General features: G+C 63.8%; 14 protein-coding genes and 2 pseudogenes. 10 read left to right on the plus strand and 6 right to left on the minus strand.

The features are described from left to right. Nucleotides 1-16: 16 nt before the first annotated feature. Together IC614_RS01110 and IC614_RS01115 are read right to left on the minus strand one after the other, a co-directional pair. Nucleotides 17-1,381: a L,D-transpeptidase scaffold domain-containing protein gene (locus tag IC614_RS01110; protein WP_200971923.1), complete on the minus strand. Its 1,365-nt coding sequence runs from the start codon at nucleotides 1,379-1,381 to the stop codon at nucleotides 17-19. A gap of 17 nt (nucleotides 1,382-1,398) precedes the next feature. Further along, nucleotides 1,399-1,764, minus strand: coding sequence for a YMGG-like glycine zipper-containing protein (locus tag IC614_RS01115; RefSeq protein WP_200971924.1), 366 nt, complete (start codon nucleotides 1,762-1,764; stop codon nucleotides 1,399-1,401). A 299-nt stretch (nucleotides 1,765-2,063) separates the two neighbouring features. On the opposite strand from IC614_RS01115, the gene IC614_RS01120 reads away from it, so the two are divergent. From IC614_RS01120 to IC614_RS01130, 3 genes are read left to right on the plus strand one after another with little or no spacing between them, the layout of a single operon-like run. Further along, complete coding sequence (locus tag IC614_RS01120; protein WP_200971925.1) at nucleotides 2,064-3,239, plus strand: glycosyltransferase family 2 protein; 1,176 nt, start codon at nucleotides 2,064-2,066, stop codon at nucleotides 3,237-3,239. A 1-nt stretch (nucleotide 3,240) separates the two neighbouring features. Then, entirely contained in the window at nucleotides 3,241-3,654 is a 414-nt protein-coding gene (locus IC614_RS01125) for a hypothetical protein (protein ID WP_200971926.1), read from the plus strand. After that, nucleotides 3,647-5,131, plus strand: a complete 1,485-nt coding sequence (locus IC614_RS01130; protein ID WP_200971927.1) for a porin — start codon at nucleotides 3,647-3,649, stop codon at nucleotides 5,129-5,131. The genes IC614_RS01125 and IC614_RS01130 overlap by 8 nt, the downstream gene beginning before the upstream one ends. A 164-nt stretch (nucleotides 5,132-5,295) precedes the next feature. Here IC614_RS01130 and IC614_RS01135 read toward each other — a convergent pair whose 3' ends face one another. Further along, nucleotides 5,296-6,846 carry an MFS transporter gene (locus IC614_RS01135; RefSeq protein WP_226372681.1) on the minus strand — a complete coding sequence of 517 codons (1,551 nt, stop codon included), beginning with the start codon at nucleotides 6,844-6,846 and terminating at the stop codon, nucleotides 5,296-5,298. 131 nt (nucleotides 6,847-6,977) lie between these two features. Between IC614_RS01135 and IC614_RS01140 the strand changes: the two are divergent. Together IC614_RS01140 and fsa are read left to right on the plus strand one after the other, a co-directional pair. After that, nucleotides 6,978-7,661, plus strand: a pseudogene (locus tag IC614_RS01140) (DUF4197 domain-containing protein). Nucleotides 7,662-7,710: 49 nt separating this feature from the next. Further along, complete coding sequence (fsa, locus tag IC614_RS01150; protein WP_200971930.1) at nucleotides 7,711-8,364, plus strand: fructose-6-phosphate aldolase; 654 nt, start codon at nucleotides 7,711-7,713, stop codon at nucleotides 8,362-8,364. 191 nt (nucleotides 8,365-8,555) lie between these two features. On the opposite strand, the gene IC614_RS01155 is transcribed toward fsa, so the two are convergent. The 3 genes from IC614_RS01155 to hrcA form a co-directional block, all read right to left on the minus strand. Then, nucleotides 8,556-9,275, minus strand: coding sequence for a hypothetical protein (locus IC614_RS01155; RefSeq protein WP_200971931.1), 720 nt, complete (start codon nucleotides 9,273-9,275; stop codon nucleotides 8,556-8,558). 114 nt (nucleotides 9,276-9,389) lie between these two features. Continuing rightward, a complete protein-coding gene (gene grpE, locus IC614_RS01160) occupies nucleotides 9,390-9,938 on the minus strand; it encodes a nucleotide exchange factor GrpE (RefSeq protein ID WP_200971932.1) in 549 nt (182 codons plus the stop codon). Next, entirely contained in the window at nucleotides 9,935-10,981 is a 1,047-nt protein-coding gene (gene hrcA / locus IC614_RS01165; RefSeq protein ID WP_200971933.1) for a heat-inducible transcriptional repressor HrcA, read from the minus strand. Before hrcA ends, grpE begins: the two co-directional genes overlap by 4 nt. Nucleotides 10,982-11,326: 345 nt before the next feature. On the opposite strand from hrcA, the gene rph reads away from it, so the two are divergent. The 5 genes and pseudogenes from rph to IC614_RS01190 all read left to right on the plus strand — a co-directional run. After that, the gene (gene rph / locus IC614_RS01170) at nucleotides 11,327-12,043 is read left to right on the plus strand and encodes a ribonuclease PH (RefSeq protein ID WP_200971934.1); all 717 of its coding nucleotides are present in this window, start codon (nucleotides 11,327-11,329) and stop codon (nucleotides 12,041-12,043) included. Nucleotides 12,044-12,045: 2 nt separating this feature from the next. After that, the gene (locus tag IC614_RS01175) at nucleotides 12,046-12,549 is read left to right on the plus strand and encodes a YcxB family protein (RefSeq protein WP_200971935.1); all 504 of its coding nucleotides are present in this window, start codon (nucleotides 12,046-12,048) and stop codon (nucleotides 12,547-12,549) included. Further along, on the plus strand, nucleotides 12,546-13,202 hold the full coding sequence (gene rdgB, locus IC614_RS01180) for an RdgB/HAM1 family non-canonical purine NTP pyrophosphatase (RefSeq protein ID WP_200971936.1): 657 nt from the start codon (nucleotides 12,546-12,548) through the stop codon (nucleotides 13,200-13,202). Before IC614_RS01175 ends, rdgB begins: the two co-directional genes overlap by 4 nt. Before the next feature lie 38 nt (nucleotides 13,203-13,240). Next, nucleotides 13,241-14,389, plus strand: coding sequence for a radical SAM family heme chaperone HemW (gene hemW / locus IC614_RS01185; RefSeq protein WP_226372788.1), 1,149 nt, complete (start codon nucleotides 13,241-13,243; stop codon nucleotides 14,387-14,389). A 99-nt stretch (nucleotides 14,390-14,488) separates the two neighbouring features. Then, a pseudogene (locus IC614_RS01190) lies at nucleotides 14,489-17,157 on the plus strand (hypothetical protein); the annotation flags it as partial.

Here is a 17,157-nt window from a genome sequence, read left to right on the forward strand (position 1 = left end):
AACCGTCGAAGCCGCCTTAACGCGCCCTGACGCCCGACCCGGGCACGCCCGCCATGGCGACGCCGTCCCGCCCGTAAATATCCTTGCGGAAGGCGATGCGATCCTTTTCCGGGCCCGCCGTCATGTAAGTGATGTAGACGGGCACCGGCCGTGGCAGGTTCACCTGCTGCTCCGTGCCGCCGCGCGGAACGGTGAGGGGCTTGCCGAACAGCCAGCGGGCGAGACGCGGGGCATCCTCCAGCCGCACGCAGCCGGCGCTGGCGCGGCGGTCGCTATTGCCGAAAATATCCTTGTCCGGCGTGTCGTGCAGATAGACGCCGAGGTCGTTCGGGAACATGAACTTCATGCGCCCCATCGCATTGTAGGGCCCCGGCTTCTGCCGCACGCGGAGCTGTACCCCGCCGTTCGAGACCGCGCGCCAGTCGATGGTCGCGGGATCGACGACGCGCGGCGCTGCGGACCAGTCGGACAGGATCTCATAGCCGCGCGAATCGAGATAGGAGAGGCCGTCGCTCAGGACGTGCGGCGCGATCCGCTCCGCGACGAGATCGGGCGGGACGTTCCAATAAGGATTGACCATCGTGTAGCGGATATAGCCCGCCATCATCGGGGTCTGCTGGCTTTCCTTGCCGACGATGACGCGCATCGAATCGCGCTCGCGGCCATTTTCATAGAGATAGAGGCGCTGAGCGGCGGCATCGACGAGCACGTAGCGATCCTGCCGCGCCGGGAGGGCCCGTGCGCGCTCCAGATTGAGGCGGAGGACGCGGCGCTGCGCGCCGTTGAGGCCGCCATGCGCGAGCGCGGCGCGGAGCTTGCCGTAAAGCGGATGCATCCACCCGATCGTGTCGAGATGGGCCTTGAGCGATGGCGCGGCGGCGGCGCCGTCGAGGATGTCGCGGCGGCTGGGGCGGACCGGCGCCAGATTGGCGTCGACATAATGAACGTCGACCCTGGCCGGACGCGCGGCGTCGCGGGCATAATCGGCCAGCGCCTGGGACAGGCGGATTTCGGCCTCCGCGAGGGCGCCGGGCGATCCGCCGCGGGCGTCTTCGATCAGACTGGCGATCGCGCGCGGCTTGTAATCGGTGGGGTCGAGGCCGTCGAGATCGGCGTTGCGGATGATTTCCAGCAGCTGCGCGGCTTCCGGACGAAGCGCGCCGCCGCGAATCCAGAGCGGGCGATAGTCGCGCGCCTTATAGAAGGCGCGGATATCCTTCTTGCCGCCTTCATCCTTGATGGCGGTACTGATCGCGGACGGACTGGCGGCCTGTGCCTGGGCGCCGGACGATCCGAATGCCAGAGCGGCGGCGAGGCCAGCGGTCAGGAAGAGGCGCGCTGGCCGGGCGGTCCGGCCAGCGCGTTGAGTTGGGGAATACATCGGTCTTTGTCTGACGATCAGCCGCGTTCGCCGGCCTGGGTCATGGTCGGAGCGGGCTGTTGATAGACCGGAGCCGGCTGGGTCGCGGATGCCGGCGGACGGCCTTCATAATAGGTACCATTCTGATAATAGCCGTCGGCCTGGCCGTCATTGTCACGGTCGGCCCAGATGGCGCCGGCCAGACCGCCGACGGCGGCGCCGATTGCCGCGCCTTCGATCGGGCTGAGGCCGCCGACGACCGCACCGACACCCGCACCGGCGGCAGCACCGATTGCCGCGCCCGTGCCCGCGCTGGCGAGCATTTCGTCTTGAGATTCGGTGGTGCTGCAGGCGCCGAGCGACAGGGCGCTGGCGGCGAATAATGCGACTACTGACTTCTTCATGTTGCTTCTCCCTCTTGGTGCGACCGGGGCGGCGAAAACCCGGCGGGGGAGACCGGCGCGACCCTCGGTTTTGGCAGGGAAAAAACGACAAGCCCCCGGAAACGTTCCGCAGGGGTAATCCTTGTCCTCCCACAAGGCATTGAAAAACAAACTTATTCCGGAAACGTAACTTCTTTTTCCCTGTGTAAACAGGCGGATAGGAAATATTTCCCGACGCGCATCGGTGGTTGAATGCGAAATCGCAAAACCGCCCGTTCATGCCTCCCCTATCGTTTCTCCATCGTTGGAAGGAGTGTCAGGTGGCAATCGAGGCCGAGGATTTTATCAACCGCAGTCCGGGGCGGCCCGTCGAGGCAGCGCTTCTGCTGGACCAGCGGCAGATCATTTCCGAAGCGCCGGCGGCGCGCCCCACGCTTCCGGCGCAATTCACGCATGATCCCGCCGACGCCGCGCCCATGCCCGGCATCACCGCGATCGTGCCCGCTTATGACGAAGCGGAGAGCATCACCGAAACCGTCCTGAGCCTACGCGCCCAGACCTATCCGGTCGCCGAGATTATCGTCGTCGACGATTGTTCGACGGACGACACGGCAGCGGTCGCGCGGCGGCTGGGCGTCACGGTGCTCACCCCGCCAAAGAATACCGGATCGAAGGCGGGCGCGCAGAATTTCGCCATGCCGTTCGTCGCGACCGAATATTGCATGGCGATCGACGCCGATACCGAACTTGCGCCCGATGCAGTGGAAAAGTTGGTCGCGGCGCTCAATCCACCCGGCGTCGCCGCCGTCTGCGGCTTCGTGCTGCCGCGCTACGTCCGGTCGGTCTGGGAGCGCGGGCGCTATATCGAATATCTCTTCGCCTTCAATTTCTACAAGCCGATCCAGGATTTTCTGGGGCGGCCGCTCATCTCGTCCGGCTGCTTCTCGGCCTATCGCACCGCGATCCTGCGCAGCGTCGGCGGATGGTCGACGCGCACCATGGCGGAGGACATGGACCTCACCTGGACGCTCTACCATCGCGGGCACCAGGTGCGCTTCGTCGGCGACGCGCTCTGCTATCCGATCGAGCCGCACGACTTCAATTTCCTGTCCAAGCAGTTGCGGCGCTGGTCGCACGGCTTCGTCCAGAATGTCCGCCTGCATTGGCGGGAGGTGGTGCCGCAGCCTTATCTGCGCTCAATCCTGGCGGTCGGCTATTGGGACGCGATCATTTCCTCAATCGCCTATCTCATCCTCATCCCGCTGCTGATGCTGATCGTCCATCCGGTGATGGCCGTGGCTTATGTCATCGATCTGCCCGCGGTCGCCATCCCGGTGCTGGTCAAGGCCTGGCAACGGCGCGAATTCGGACGCGCGCTCCTCAGCCTACCCTGCTTCCTGATCGTCAGGCTGGTCAATTCCTACTTCATCCTGTGCGCGGTCTGGAGCGAATATGTGCTCGGCAAGACCCTCCTCGTTTACGAAAAAGGGCATTGAAATGGTTGGACTTCCCGGCACCGGCCTCGGCGGCCTCTTTTACGCTCTCCTCATCCTTTGGATCATCCTGCGCGAGGGCTGGTACACCTTGTGCGGCGCCGGACGGCTGGCGCGATGGCGGTCGATCGCGCATTTCGCCTTTCTCCTCGCCCTCATCCTCGTGGCCTTGAGCGCGCAGGCGGGCGTCATCGCCTGGTTCATGGATTCTCACGCTTTCCAAAAGCTGGTCGACGGCAACGCGACGCCCGCCGACCTGCTGACCCCCGGCCTCACCATCGGCAGCCTGTTCGTGCTGATCGCGATTTTCGCAGGGCTCCAATTTCTGCGGCTGCGCCTGGCTTATGCCAAGCGGCACGCCGAGGAGCCGTCCGGTGCGATAGCGCCGACGGCGCGGCAGATGGCCGCCCATGCCTGATCGGCGGCCTCTGTTTCTGGCAGGCGGCGGTCTGCTGACCCTTGCGCTCGCGACACCCGCTCTTGCCATGATGCAAGACGGGACGGATCAGGCTGCCGAAGCCGAAGCCGAAGCCGAAGCCGAAGCCGAAGCCGAAGCCGAAGCCGAAGCCGAAGCCGAAGCCGAGGCTGAGGCGGAAGCGAACGAGCCCCTCCCTCCAGGAGCTACCGGCGGCGGCATTCAAGCTACAGGGCCGGACGCCACCGTTCAGGCTCATCCCGTCGATATTGCCCGTACCCCCTGCATGCGCCCTTTCGCGCCGCGCAAGGCCTTCGCGGAGGGGACGGAATGCCTGGGCTTCACGGCGGACGTGCGCGCCGATTACCGTGCCCGGTCGACGCGCGACATCATCGTCGCCGAAACCGCGCGGGATGAGATTGGACCGGACCTCATTCTTTACCCGGACGCATTGCCCGGCGAGCGCCCGACATCGCGCGCATTGTTTGAAGGGCGCCTGTTTCTCAACTATATCCGGGGCACGGATATCGGCGATCTCTTCGCTTCTCTGGGCGTCAAGGGACAGATCGAAACGCCGCCCCGGCGAAAGGATGCGCCGCGCAGCCGCTTCGAACGCACGGGACATCGGGTGCTGCTCGAACGCGCGGGGGTCAGCCTGGGCGGACTGACGGCGGGCTATATGCCGTCCGCCTTCACCTTCACGCCGAGCCTCAGTTACACGACCGCTTATGCGTCGGAGATCAATACGACACTCGTTTCCTATACGGCGGGGCTGGGCGGTGACCTAGATCTGACCGTGTCGCTCGAGGATAGCGAGCCGCGCCGGGTCGAGGATTTCGCCTGGGGCGAATATCGCACCAAGACGAGCATCGATCCGGTCGCCATGCTGCGCAAGCGACTGGACTGGGGTACGATCCAGATCGCCGGGGCTGTGCATCCGATCAAAGGCGAGGCCGATCTCGACTGCTGTGCCCCGGCGCGGGGCGAGGGGACGGGCTGGGCGGTGCTGGCGGGCGTGGAGGGCTGGTTCGAAACCGGGATCGGGAGCACCGAAATCCTGTTCAACCTGGGCGCTTCGAAGGGCGCGCTCGGCTATATCAACGCCACCGAATATCCATCCGACTTCGCCTTGCTGGCGGACGGGGACATGCGGCTGACGGGCGGGCAGGCGGTTGTCGCCTCGGTCGCCAACACGTGGCCGAACAGGATACGGACGGTTTTGACGCTATCGGGCTATCGCACGAGTCTGGATGCCGACCGGTTCCGGTGGAAGACGCGGGGCCTATTGGCGCAGACAGCGGTCGAATATTCGCCGGTTCCGCGCTTCGTGGTCGGGGCTGAAGTGAGCTACCTTCACGACAAGGGGCGGATCGTCCGCGACGGCGCGAGTGAGAGCGTATCGAACGGCTTCGTCAGCGGGGTCATCTTCCTCCGCTACCGTTACCACGCCGATCTGTTGGGAAGGAACGGGGCGCTCTGAGCGGATCGATATTCACCTTGCCGCCATCCTCTCAGCCGTCATTCCAGTGGAAGCTGGAATCTCACTTTTCTCGCATCCATCAAACAAAGGAGATTCCAGCTTTCGCTGGAATGACGGGTTTGAAGATCAATGACAGGTTGAGAAGCCGGGGGATCTGTGGAGCCTTAGCTTGATTCCAGCTCCCGGAGGCTCCGGCCGCGCGTTTCCCGTCCGGCGATTGCGACGAGGGCGGCGGAAGCCGCCATGGGGAGAAGGAGGGTGGCCGCCGCTCCTCCCAGGGTCGGGATGAGCCCGACGAGCGCGAAGCCCTGCACCGCGACGCCCCCGACCTTGGAGCTGCCCGCGACGAGGCCTGTGGCGCGGCCGCGCTTGCCCAAGGGGTAATTTTCGGCGGCATAGGGGAGGAGCACGGCGATCATGCCGTTCACGCCGACGATCAGCACGGCGATGACCAGGATCATGACGAAGCGCGAGGAAAGGGTGCTGTCAAGAAGCAGTGCGCCGCCAAGCCCGGCAAGAGTGAGGATGATGGTGCCGACCAAGGTCCATTTGCTGCTCCACCGGCTATAGAGCCAGGCCGCAAAGGCAATGGTCGGGAGAGCGAGGAGGGCCGAGCTGGCAATGATGCGGCTGGCAAGCTCGGCGCTGTAGCCCTGTTCCTGAAGGTCGGAGGGGAGCCAGAGGAGCAGGCCGAAATTGACGAAGCTCCAGGATAGGGCCGCAACGACGAGGGCTGTGGTAAGGCCGCGATGGCGCCCCGCGATTTCGGCCGGAGCGACGGGCGCCTCCACGGCTTCGCGGCGGACGATGCCGTATTTGCGGGCCATTTCCTCCAGCTCCGCGTCCCGGCCCTGTTCGGCGAGGAAGCGGGGGGATTCCGGGAGGAACCGGGCGAGGGCGAGGAGGAGGATGCCGGTCGGGAAACCCTGCAGCCACAGGCTCCGCCAGCCGAGGCCCGGCTCCAGCACGCTCGCGGCGGCGCTGGCGGCGAGATAGCCGCCGACGAGGCCGGTGCCGCCGATCAGGACCAGCACCCAGGAGCGGCTCTTCGGCGGCATGATTTCGGCGAGAAGCGTGTAGACCACCGGCATCATGCCGCCCGCCGACGCACCCATCAGGAAGCACATGACGAGGTTCCAGCGGAATTCCGGCATGGCGCCGCAGATGGAGGTGGCGACGAAGAGGATGGTCGACAGCAGGATCGATACGCGGCGCCCGTAGACGTCGGCAAGCCAGCCCCAGAGGAAGGAGCCGACCGTAGTGCCGATCAACGCGACGAAGGGCAGATAGGCGGCCGTCGCGCGGGGGATGCCATATTCGCGCGCCATGCCGGGCAGGACGAAGCCCAATGTCGCGGGCTTCATCGTGTCGATGACGAGGCCGAAGAAGAGGACGAGCAGGACGGCCGCATGGCTGCGGGTGAAGGGCGTGCTGTCGGGCGCTTCGTACAGCGTGCCGGCGGTCGCGGAATGGCGGCTCCGGTGCTTTGGCAAGGCGCCGTAGCAGGCGAGCGGGGCGCCGATGCCGATCAGCGCCATGCCGACGACCATCCACGGATCCATCGGCATGTGGGACATGTGGCCGCCCATGGCGATGCTGTCGGCGAACATCGGCAGATGCAGCGCGACTCCCACCGCGATAGCGAGGCAGCCGGTCCAGAAAATCGGCGCGCGATCGCCGACGATGGACGGGCGGCCGCCAATAAAGGATGTCATTCGATGCCCCTTTCCCGGCCTCCCTCTATCGCAAGTGGGAGGCCTGTGAAACCCGCGCTTATGGCCATATCGGGAAACCGATGCCCGTCGTCGCGTTCATGGCCCGATCCTGTCGCGAAACGAGGTGTTCCATGTCCAGTCTCTTGTCCCGCCGCTCCCTGATCGGCGCCGGCTTCCTCCTCCCGTTCGCCGCGCTGCCGGGCTGCGCCACCGGCCTTGGCGGCTTCAGCTTCGAAGAGGCGATCCGGCGATTGCTCACCATCTCCTCGCAGCGGGCGTTCACGACCCTGCTTCAGGACAATGGTTTTTTCAGCGACGATGTCGCGCGGATCACCGTGCCACCGCAGCTTGGCGGCCCCGGTGCCACCTCGATCCTTTCGGCGCTGCTGCGCACGTCCACTGTGCAGAACCAGCTGCTGCGCCTAGTCAACGATGCGGCGGAGGAGGCGGCCGACGCCGCCGCGCCGATCGTCTATGACAGTATCCGCACGATGAGCATCCTGGACGCGCTCTCCATCGTGCGCGGCGGGCCGACGGCGGCGGCCGACTATCTGCAGGGGCGGATGGGCGACGCGCTCTTCAACGCGCTTTTCCCCGGCGTCGGCAATGCCCTGCGCGTGGCGAACAGCCCGATCCTGGGGCAGGCATTGTAGGCGGCGACGGGTTTCGATCTCTCTAATTTGCAAAGGGATGTCGCGGCGAAGGCGGCCACGGGCATCTATCGCGCCATCGGGCGGGAAGAAGCGGCGATCCGCGCCAATCCGGCGTCGGCCAACGATCCCTTGCTGTCCGGAGTGTTCGGCGTGCTGCGATAATGACGCTATAGCGGCCCGCGACTCATCTTCACGATTCGGGGCCGCGCACATGAAATTCTTCGTCGATACCGCAGACATTAACGACATTCGCGAGCTGGCCGAAACCGGCCTGCTGGACGGCGTCACGACCAACCCCTCGCTGATCCACAAATCGGGCCGCGATTTCCTGGACGTGGTGAAGGAGATTGCCGGGATCGTCGACGGCCCCGTGTCGGCGGAAGTCGTCGCCCTCGATCATCAGGAAATGATGCGGGAGGCCGAAATCCTCCGCAAGATCGCCGACAATATCGCGGTGAAGGTGCCCCTTACCGTCGACGGCCTCAAGACCTGCAAGGCGTTGACCGGCGAGGGGACGGCGGTGAACGTCACCCTCTGCTTCTCCGCCAACCAGGCCCTGCTCGCGGCGAAGGCGGGCGCGACCTACATCTCGCCCTTCGTCGGGCGGCATGACGATGTCGGCTATCCCGGCATGGAATTGATCGCCGACATCCGCGAGATTTACGACAATTACGATTTCGCGACCCAGATCCTGGTCGCGAGCGTGCGCAACCCTATCCACATCCACGACGCGGCCAAGCTCGGCGCCGACGTGATGACCGCACCGCCCGCCGTCATCCACCAGCTCTTCAAGCACCCGCTCACCGAGAACGGCCTCAAGGCCTTCCTCGCGGATTGGGAAAAGACGGGTCAGAGGATCGGCTGATCTTGCTTTAGAGCAATTGGGGAAACCACTTACCTGGAACCTGGATAGTCCAAAAAGGCGATTCCACCTTCCTTATAAGATGCGGCAGTTTTGAGCGACGGATGGTTGCTTCTGATGCAGATGGTCGGACTTCGGTTTGATGGCTGAACATTGTACGCTCTGACTCGCATCGCCCACAGTTATTTCCCCCCTCAATCTTCGAGCGTGTCCTGCGGATCCCAGACGATGGCGAGGGCAAGGCTCGCCATCATCGCGGCTTCCTGCAGGCCGGGATCGCGTGGCAAGTAGATGCGGTTGGTCCGGATGCCGTTCGTGTCGACGCCGCCAATCTCGCGGCCGTCCTTCATGAAGACGTAGCCGACCGGCGTTCCGCTCGGGAGGCCGCCGCCCTTCATCTTATGAACCGAACGCAGCTCCAGCCGCTCGCCTTCGAACACGATCTCGCCGCGCCGCTCGTTGCCGCCGATGCCGCGCGCGTGGATTTCCAGGCCGGCGTCGATGGGAAAGCCGTCGCGCTCCATCTTGCAGCGGTAGGAAAAGGGCTTGATCGTCATCTCGATGGCTTCGGACAAAGCGGTGTCGGCCTCGTCATATTCGCAGAAAGCGGCGAGCCTGCCATCGATCCGGTCGCCGTTCAGGGTGAATTCGACCCGTCCGACATTGCCGCCGAAGTCGAACAATTCGGCGCGGCCCGCGCTGCGCACGTAATTGCCGCCAGCCTCATCGCTGCCGGTTGCTGGGTTAAAGATACGGAACGAGCCGCGCTGGCCGAAGCCGATGCCGGTAATGTCCAGCTGCTCCATCTCGGCTTCCGGCGTCTTCGGCAGCCGCATCCGGGACTTTTCGGAAATATCGGCGCTGCACGCGGCCAACGCCGCCGCGCATGTCATAACGGTGAAAGCCCGCTTCATCCTTGTCCCCCATTCTTTGTCTGGGAGTGAGACTAAGACGAGCGGCAATGACGATAAGCTGAACGGCGGGTTTAATCGCCGTTCAGATTTGTCGAAGCCTTTTGCAGCTTCGGATCAGCCCTTTTTCGCGACCCCGACCAGGGCTGGGCGCAGCAAGCGGTCCTTGATCATGTAGCCCGCTTGCATTTCCTGGACGATGGTGCCGGGCTCCACGTCCTGGCTCTCAATCTCGATCATCGCTTGGTGTTTGTTGGGATCGAGCGGCTGGCCCATCGCTTCGACGCGGGTAATGCCGTTGCGCTGGAACACGGTGTCGAGTTCGCGGCCCGTGGCTTCGAGGCCGGTGACGAGGCCCTTCATTTTTTCGTCCTCGCGCAGCTCGGCGGGAATGGCGGCGAGGGCGCGGTCGAGATTGTCCTTCACCGACAAGATATCGCGGGCGAAGGCGGTGGCGGCATAAGCGCGGGCGTCGGCTGCGTCCTTTTCCAGGCGGCGGCGGACATTCTGGGTCTCGGCCTGGGCGTAGAGGGTCTGCTGCCGGGCTTCGGCAAGCTCATCCTGAAGCCGTGCGATCGCGTCATGCTCCTGAAGCTCGGGGGCTTCCGCCGCAGTGTCCGCGCGGATCTCTTCGGCTTCGTCGTGCAGATTCTGTTCGTTCGTCATGCCATCAATCTCGAAAGTGCCTGTGCAGTGAAATCTACCATTGGGACGACGCGCGCATAGTTCAAGCGGGTGGGGCCGATCACGCCCACCACGCCGACCACCCGGCCGTCGCCGCTCCGGTAAGGCGCGGCGATAACCGACGAGCCCGATAACGCGAAGAGCTTGTTTTCGGACCCAATGAAAATTTTCATGCCTTGTCCGGCGCGTGCGCTGTCGAGGAGGCGGGCGATTTCCTCCTTGCCTTCCAGCTCGTCCAGAAGCTGACGGACGCGTTCCAGATCGGCGGCGGCGGCCTGGTCGATGAGGTTGGCCTGGCCGCGCACGATGAGGACCGGGCGGTGGGCGCCGTCTTCCGACCAGAGGGCGAGACCGCGCTGGATCAGTTCCTGCGCGGCGTCGTCGAGGGCGGCCTGCCCCGCGCGAATTTCCTCGGCGAGACGGGTTTGGGCCTGCGCCAGGGTAAGACCGGCGAGGCGGGCGCTGACATAATTGCCGACTTCACCCAGCTGCGAAGCGGTGACGCCGGAGGGCAGATCGATCACCCTATTCTCGACCGAGCCATCATTGCCGACCATGACCGCGAGCGCCTGGGTCGCGGAAAGCTGGACGAAGCCAAGCTGCCGCAGCACCGGCTCGCGTTTGGGCACCAGCACGATGCCGGCACAGGCGGACAGGCCGGAAAGGGCAGCGGTGGCGGCAGCGAGCGCGTCCTCGATCGGACCACGCCCGTGGGTGAGACGCGCTTCGATCTGCGCCTGCTCCTCGGCGCTCGGCTGGGCGGCCTGCATCATGCCGTCGACGAAGAGGCGCAGCCCCGTTTCGGTCGGAACCCGCCCCGCCGAAGTATGGGGCGCGGCGAGGAGGCCCGCTTCCTCCAGATCTTGCATGACGTTGCGGATCGAGGCGGGGGACAGGTTGAGCGCGGAAATACGCGAAATGGTCCGCGATCCCACAGGCTGGCCGGAATCAAGATAGCCCTCAACCACCAGCCGGAACACGTCGCGCGCGCGCGCGGTGAGTTCGGAGACGGGCGGTGTGGTCATGGGGGTTATTTAGTTGATGCACCTAGGCGTGCAAGCAGCAGGCGGGGACAGGAACCGGGGGCAACCCAATCATCCTGACCTAACCTCTGAGCCCCTCGAGGATGAGGGCTGCCAGGCAAAGCGAACGCGATCTCACCTTATAAGGGTTCCTTATTAGGAGCTCTTATAAGGCGATCCTTGCCCCGGAATGAGGAGGATTGGAGAGGGCAATCTTATGGGGGCGGGATCTGCAATCTTATGGAACCGGACCGCAGAGGGGAGGAAGCTGGCCAGGCCCAGGAACTTTCGCTGGAATGACGGAGAGGGGTTGGGTTAAGGCGCTCCCACACAAACGAAAGGAACCCAATGCGCCCTTCAGGACGCGCGCCCGATCAGATGCGGGCCATCTCCATCGAACCCAATTTCACCCGCCATGCCGAGGGCAGCGTGCTGGTGAGCTTTGGCGACACCAAGGTGCTGTGCACCGCGTCGGTCGAGGAGAAGGTGCCGCCCTTCCTGCGCGGCAAGGGCCAGGGCTGGGTCACGGCGGAATATGGCATGCTGCCGCGGGCGACCCATACGCGCGGGAGCCGGGAGGCGGCCAAGGGCAAGCAATCGGGCCGGACGCAGGAGATCCAGCGGCTGATCGGCCGGTCGCTCCGCGCGGCGGTGGACCTTCAGAAGCTCGGTGAGCGGCAGATCACTTTGGATTGCGACGTCATCCAGGCCGATGGCGGCACACGCACCGCGTCCATTTCCGGGGCCTGGGTGGCATTGCGCATCGCGGTCGACAAGCTGATGGCGCAGGGGCTGATCGCGAACGATCCGATCACGCGGAAGGTCGCGGCGGTTTCCTGCGGCATCCACGACGGAACCGCCGTCCTCGACCTCGATTATGATGAGGATTCAACGGCCGGCGCGGACGGCAATTTCGTGCTGACCGACGATAACAACATTATCGAGGCTCAGGTGACGGCCGAAGGCGAATGTTATGACGAGGAGGGGCTGCTGCGGCTGCTCCGTCTCGCGCGCATCGGCTGCACGGACATCTTCGCGGCTCAGGATAGGGCGACCGGACGCTAAAGGTGGATCAGGAAAAATACGCGCTCTCAATCGAAGACTATGTCGCGTATAATCAACGCCGTTGTGTGCGTGGCCTCCTCATCGGCCTTATCTTTGCTGTTGTGATTGCGGCGGTCTTTTCGCTCTTGGGCGGACAGGGCGGTCTTTTTTCAGGGCTTTGCGGTTTGGGTGCCGGACTGTTGCTTGCCGCGACGATATTCTTCCTTGTTATCCCTCATTCTGCGCGAAGCATCTATCGTGAGCAGCGCTCAATGCGGGAAGAGCGTGTGATGACGGTCACGCGCGATGGCATCGAGCTGGTTCAACAATCGGGTTCCTATCGCTCTTCGTGGAAGGACTTCATCATGTGGGATGAAACGCCTCGTCTGATCGTCCTTTATGCGAATCGGGCTATTTTCATCCCCATTGTGAAAGCATCAATAAGCGATCAAACGATCCACGCGATCAAGGGTCATCTTGTCCACTCAGGATTGCCAAAACCATTGAGAAGAAGACCGCGCAAATGAGAAAATTAGAACCTGGCCGGCTGATCATCGCCAGCCACAATCAGGGCAAGATTCGAGAGATTGCCGCATTGCTCGGCCCTTATGGGATCGAGCCGGTGTCAGCGGCGGAGCTCGACCTGCCCGAGCCGGAGGAGACGGGCAATACGTTCATCGACAATGCTGAGCTCAAGGCGCGGGCGTCGGCGGACCTCTCCGGCCTTCCCGCGCTTGCCGACGATAGCGGCCTATGCGTCGACGCGCTGGACGGCCAGCCCGGCATCTATTCGGCGCGCTGGGCGGAGCTTCCCTGGTCGGAACGCGCCGTCGATCCGGCGGCGGACGCGGGCGAAGTGAAGGTCGAGCGCGATTTCTCTTACGCCATGCAACGCGTGCACGATGAACTGCTCGCCAAGGGGCCGGAGGCGGGACGCGACGCCCATTTCGTCTGCGCCTTGTCGGTCTGCTGGCCGGACGGGCATATCGAGAGCTTCGAGGGGCGCGTGGACGGCACCCTGGTCTGGCCGCCGCGCGGGGACAGGGGTTTTGGTTACGACCCGATGTTCCAGCCCATTGGCCGCAAAGAGACGTTCGGGGAAATGGACCCCGGTGAAAAGCATGGAATGAGCCATCGCGCGGATGCTTTTCGGAAGCTGGTGGAAGCGCTGATCGGATGAACATGGTTCCCGAGCACGTCATTCCAGCTTTCGCTGGAATGACGGCGTTAGAGGACAAAGCGAGCTTGGCCCTCTACGTCCATTGGCCGTTCTGCGTTTCGAAATGCCCTTATTGCGATTTCAACTCCCATGTCCGCGATGGAGTGGACCAGGCGTTGTGGCGGGACGCTTTGCTCGCCGATCTCGCTTATGAGGCCGCACAGCTTCCCGGGCGGACGTTGACCTCCATCTTCTTCGGGGGCGGGACGCCCTCGCTGATGCCGCCGGAAACGGTGGCGGCGATCCTGGGGGCGGCGGAGCGGCATTGGGGTTTCGCGCCCGGCATCGAGATCACGCTGGAGGCCAATCCTTCCTCGGTCGAAGCGGCGCGGTTCGCGGATCTTGCGGCTGCGGGGGTGAATCGCGTTTCCCTTGGCCTTCAGTCCCTGGACGACAAGGCCCTGCGCTTCCTCGGCCGCGCTCACGACGTTGCCGAAGGGCTGGGCGCACTGGAGACCGCAGGGCGGCATTTCGGGCGGGTGAGCTTCGACCTTATCTACGCTTTGCCGGGGCAGAGCGAGGGGGCATGGGAAGCGGAGCTGGCCCGCGCACTGTCGTTCGGCACCGGGCATCTCTCGCTCTATCAGCTCACCATCGAACCGGGCACGCGCTTCGCCACGCTCGCCGCCAAGGGCGACCTCACGCCCAAGGATGCCGACGAGGCGGCTGGATTTTACGAATTGACTCAGGACATGACGGCGGCGGCGGGGCTCCCGGCCTATGAAATCTCCAACCATGCCCGGCCGGGCGAGGAGAGCCGCCACAACCTGACCTATTGGCGCTACGGCACCTATGCAGGGATCGGCCCGGGCGCGCACGGGCGAAGGGGCGGCCTGGCGACGCAGCGGCACAGGAAGCCCGAAAACTGGCTGGCGGCGATCGGGCGAAACGGTCATGGCATCCAAGAGGAAATGGCCTTAACGCCCGCCGATCGCGCGATGGAGGCCATGCTGATGGGATTGCGTCTGCGCGAAGGCGTAGACCTGGCGCGCATCTCGAAAATGACTGCGCTGGAAATAAGCGAGTTTGTCAGCATCAATGCTGTCGAGCGGTTGGAGCAACAGGGGTTGGTGGCTTCCCAATCCCGCTTGAAAGTCAAAAAACCTATACTCCTTGATGGAATACTGGCCGAACTTGTCTCAATATGAGGCGAAATATGGTTGAGGCCTAGTGACGAACTTGAGTTAATATTTTCATAATGATAGTCGCCGCCCAACTCTCGGGGGAGAGTTTTTGGGGGGCGTTTCATGACCAAGCCTATTTCCGGGCGCGCGTTTTTATGCGCGTCTGTTGCTGCGACAGCATTGATGCTGGCGCCCGATCCGGTATCAGCGCAAGGTGTGACGTGCAGCGCGGGAACCGCGACCTCGTCCACGGCAACGGCATGCGGCCAAAACGCGCTCGCGACAGGTTCGGGCAGCGTCTCGATCGGCAGTCAATCAAGCGCTATTGATGGGCCGGCCGTAGCCATTGGCGAAGACGCCGATAGCTCCAACACCGGCATCGCGATCGGTTCGGTTGCAAAGGCATTGAATCTTGGCGCCGTCGCCGTCGGCGCGAATGCGAGTGCCTCCGCCAATTACGCTTTGTCCATGGGAGATAGTTCCACAGCCTCGGCACTTGGAGCCGTCGCCCTTGGGCGCAGCGCTACCGCATCGGGCTTGCACGCATCGGCAACCGGGCAGGAAGCAACCGCCACGGGCGACCAAAGCCATGCTTTAGGATATCGGGCAAGAGCCATCAATACAGGCGCGCTGGCGGTCGGCAATGATGCCCAGGCAAGCGGCGCCACGTCCACGGCGATTGGCCAAGGCGCCGTGGCGTCGGGTACGAATAGCGTGGCATTAGGAACGAATACGAATGCGAGCGGCCTAAACGCGATCGTAATCGGCAGGGGCAGCAGCGCGGCGTTCGAGCGGGGTATCGCGGTGGGGGACGGCGCGACCTCGGGCGGTGTGGCCAGTATCGCCATAGGTCAAAATTCCATAAGTGGCACGGGCAGCTCCATCGCTTTTGGTGCGAGTGCGCAGGCGACCGGTACCAGCAGCCTCGCGGTCGGTTATCTGACGAAATCCGAAGGTGCTGGCGCGGTGTCCGTCGGCTCCCTTACAAACGCTTCAGGCGGTGGATCGATAGCGTTTGGCGTTGGTGCCAATGCGACGGGCGCAGCTTCTGTATCGTTGGGTAGCAATACGGTAGCCAGCTCAAGTTCCGTTGCCGTGGGTCGTGCTGCCCAAGCAACAGCGGTGGATAGTGTCGGCTTGGGCGTGAATGCCGTAGGAAATCAGTTTCGCGCGACAGCGGTGGGCGCGACTGTGACTGCAAGCGGGGACCGGAGTACCTCTGTCGGGAACAACAGCATTGCTAGCGGCATAAGAAGTGGAACTTTTGGGGCGGATAGCACCGCCACAGGCGCTCAAAGTCTCGCCCTGGGCAATATCGCCTCTGCCGATGGGGTCAATTCCATTGCGGTCGGATCGAATGCGCAATCGTCGGGGGCGAACAGTGTCGCGCTTGGGCGAAATGCCGCCGCCGCCGCCGCATCCGGCATTTCGATCGGATCCTATGCGGCAATGACGTCGGCCGATACCGGTGCGATCGCAATCGGATCCTGGATCGATGCCAACAATAATGGTCAAAGAGACGCGGGTGAATATACGTCGGTCAGCGGCGCCAATGCCATGGCCTTGGGCACAGGCGCCAGTGCCAGCGCGGCGGGCAGCGTAGCCATTGGCAGCGGATCGGTCGCAAGCCAGGCCAATACCGTTTCTGTCGGCCGCAGCGGCGGTGAGCGCCAGATTGTGAACGTCGCCGCCGGCACCGTGGGTGCAAGCAGCACCGATGCCGTGAACGGAAGCCAACTTTACACCACCAATCAGAATGTCGCCACTGCCGTGACGCGGATAGGTGCAGTGGAAAGCGGCCTTTCTACAACCAATGGAAATCTCGACACCGAGAGGTTGCGCGTCAATGCGCTAACAAGCGGTTTGGCGACGACCAACGGCAATGTCAGCAGCCTCGGGACACGGGTTGGGACGGTGGAAACCGACCTTAGCGGCGCGGTGACGCGCATTGGGGGGGTTGAGAGCGGTCTGGCGACAACCAACCAGAACGTTTCCACCATTGGAACAAGGGTTGGGAATGTTGAAACCGGCCTGTCAACGACCAACCAGAATGTCACCGCCATGGGAACGCGAATTGGCACGGTGGAGACTGGCCTTAGCGGGGCCGTGACGCGAATTGGCGGGGTTGAAAGCGGTCTGGCGACGACCAACGGCAATGTCAGCAGCCTCGGGACACGGGTTGGGACGGTGGAAACCGACCTTAGCGGCGCGGTGACGCGCATTGGGGGGGTTGAGAGCGGTCTGGCGACAACCAACCAGAATGTCACCACCATTGGAACAAGGGTTGGGAATGTTGAAACCGGCCTGTCAACGACCAATCAGAATGTCACCATCATGGGAACGCGGATTGGCACGGTGGAGACTGGCCTTAGCGGGGCCGTGACGCGGATTGGCGGGGTTGAGAGCGGTCTCGCCACGGCGCAGGCTAATCTTGCCGCCACACAAGTTAGCCTTGCAGCCGCTGAGACTCGGATCGGCACGGTGGAGACGAACCTCACGACAACTCAAGGTAATCTTGCTGCTGCGGTGACCCGGATCGGTGCAATCGAGAGCAGCATTACGAATACTCAGAATGCTGTTACAGGGGCGCAAAACACGGCTAATGCCGCCCAAAGCGCTGCCGCTGCCGCTCAAAGCACCGCGAATACCGCGCAGTCGACGGCTGCCGCCGCACAGACCGCGGCCAGCACGGCGCAGACAACAGCGACGGCGGCTCAAACAGCGGCCACGGCGGCGCAGGGCACGGCTGACACGGCTTTGGGCCGGGCCGATACAGCCTTGACCCAGGCGGG

Source organism: Sphingosinicella flava (assembly GCF_016025255.1).
In the GTDB taxonomy this organism is placed as follows: Bacteria; Pseudomonadota; Alphaproteobacteria; order Sphingomonadales; family Sphingomonadaceae; genus Allosphingosinicella; species Allosphingosinicella flava.

Bases quoted from the DNA above. Each gene is read 5' to 3' on its own strand.
- IC614_RS01110 (WP_200971923.1), bottom strand. From the start codon at position 1,381: ATGTATTCCCCAACTCAACGCGCTGGCCGGACCGCCCGGCCAGCGCGC.
- IC614_RS01115 (WP_200971924.1), bottom strand. From the start codon at position 1,764: ATGAAGAAGTCAGTAGTCGCATTATTCGCCGCCAGCGCCCTGTCGCTC.
- IC614_RS01125 (WP_200971926.1), top strand. From the start codon at position 3,241: ATGGTTGGACTTCCCGGCACCGGCCTCGGCGGCCTCTTTTACGCTCTC.
- IC614_RS01130 (WP_200971927.1), top strand. From the start codon at position 3,647: ATGCCTGATCGGCGGCCTCTGTTTCTGGCAGGCGGCGGTCTGCTGACC.
- IC614_RS01135 (WP_226372681.1), bottom strand. From the start codon at position 6,846: ATGACATCCTTTATTGGCGGCCGCCCGTCCATCGTCGGCGATCGCGCG.
- fsa (WP_200971930.1), top strand. From the start codon at position 7,711: ATGAAATTCTTCGTCGATACCGCAGACATTAACGACATTCGCGAGCTG.
- IC614_RS01155 (WP_200971931.1), bottom strand. From the start codon at position 9,275: ATGAAGCGGGCTTTCACCGTTATGACATGCGCGGCGGCGTTGGCCGCG.
- grpE (WP_200971932.1), bottom strand. From the start codon at position 9,938: ATGACGAACGAACAGAATCTGCACGACGAAGCCGAAGAGATCCGCGCG.
- hrcA (WP_200971933.1), bottom strand. From the start codon at position 10,981: ATGACCACACCGCCCGTCTCCGAACTCACCGCGCGCGCGCGCGACGTG.
- rph (WP_200971934.1), top strand. From the start codon at position 11,327: ATGCGCCCTTCAGGACGCGCGCCCGATCAGATGCGGGCCATCTCCATC.
- rdgB (WP_200971936.1), top strand. From the start codon at position 12,546: ATGAGAAAATTAGAACCTGGCCGGCTGATCATCGCCAGCCACAATCAG.
- hemW (WP_226372788.1), top strand. From the start codon at position 13,241: ATGACGGCGTTAGAGGACAAAGCGAGCTTGGCCCTCTACGTCCATTGG.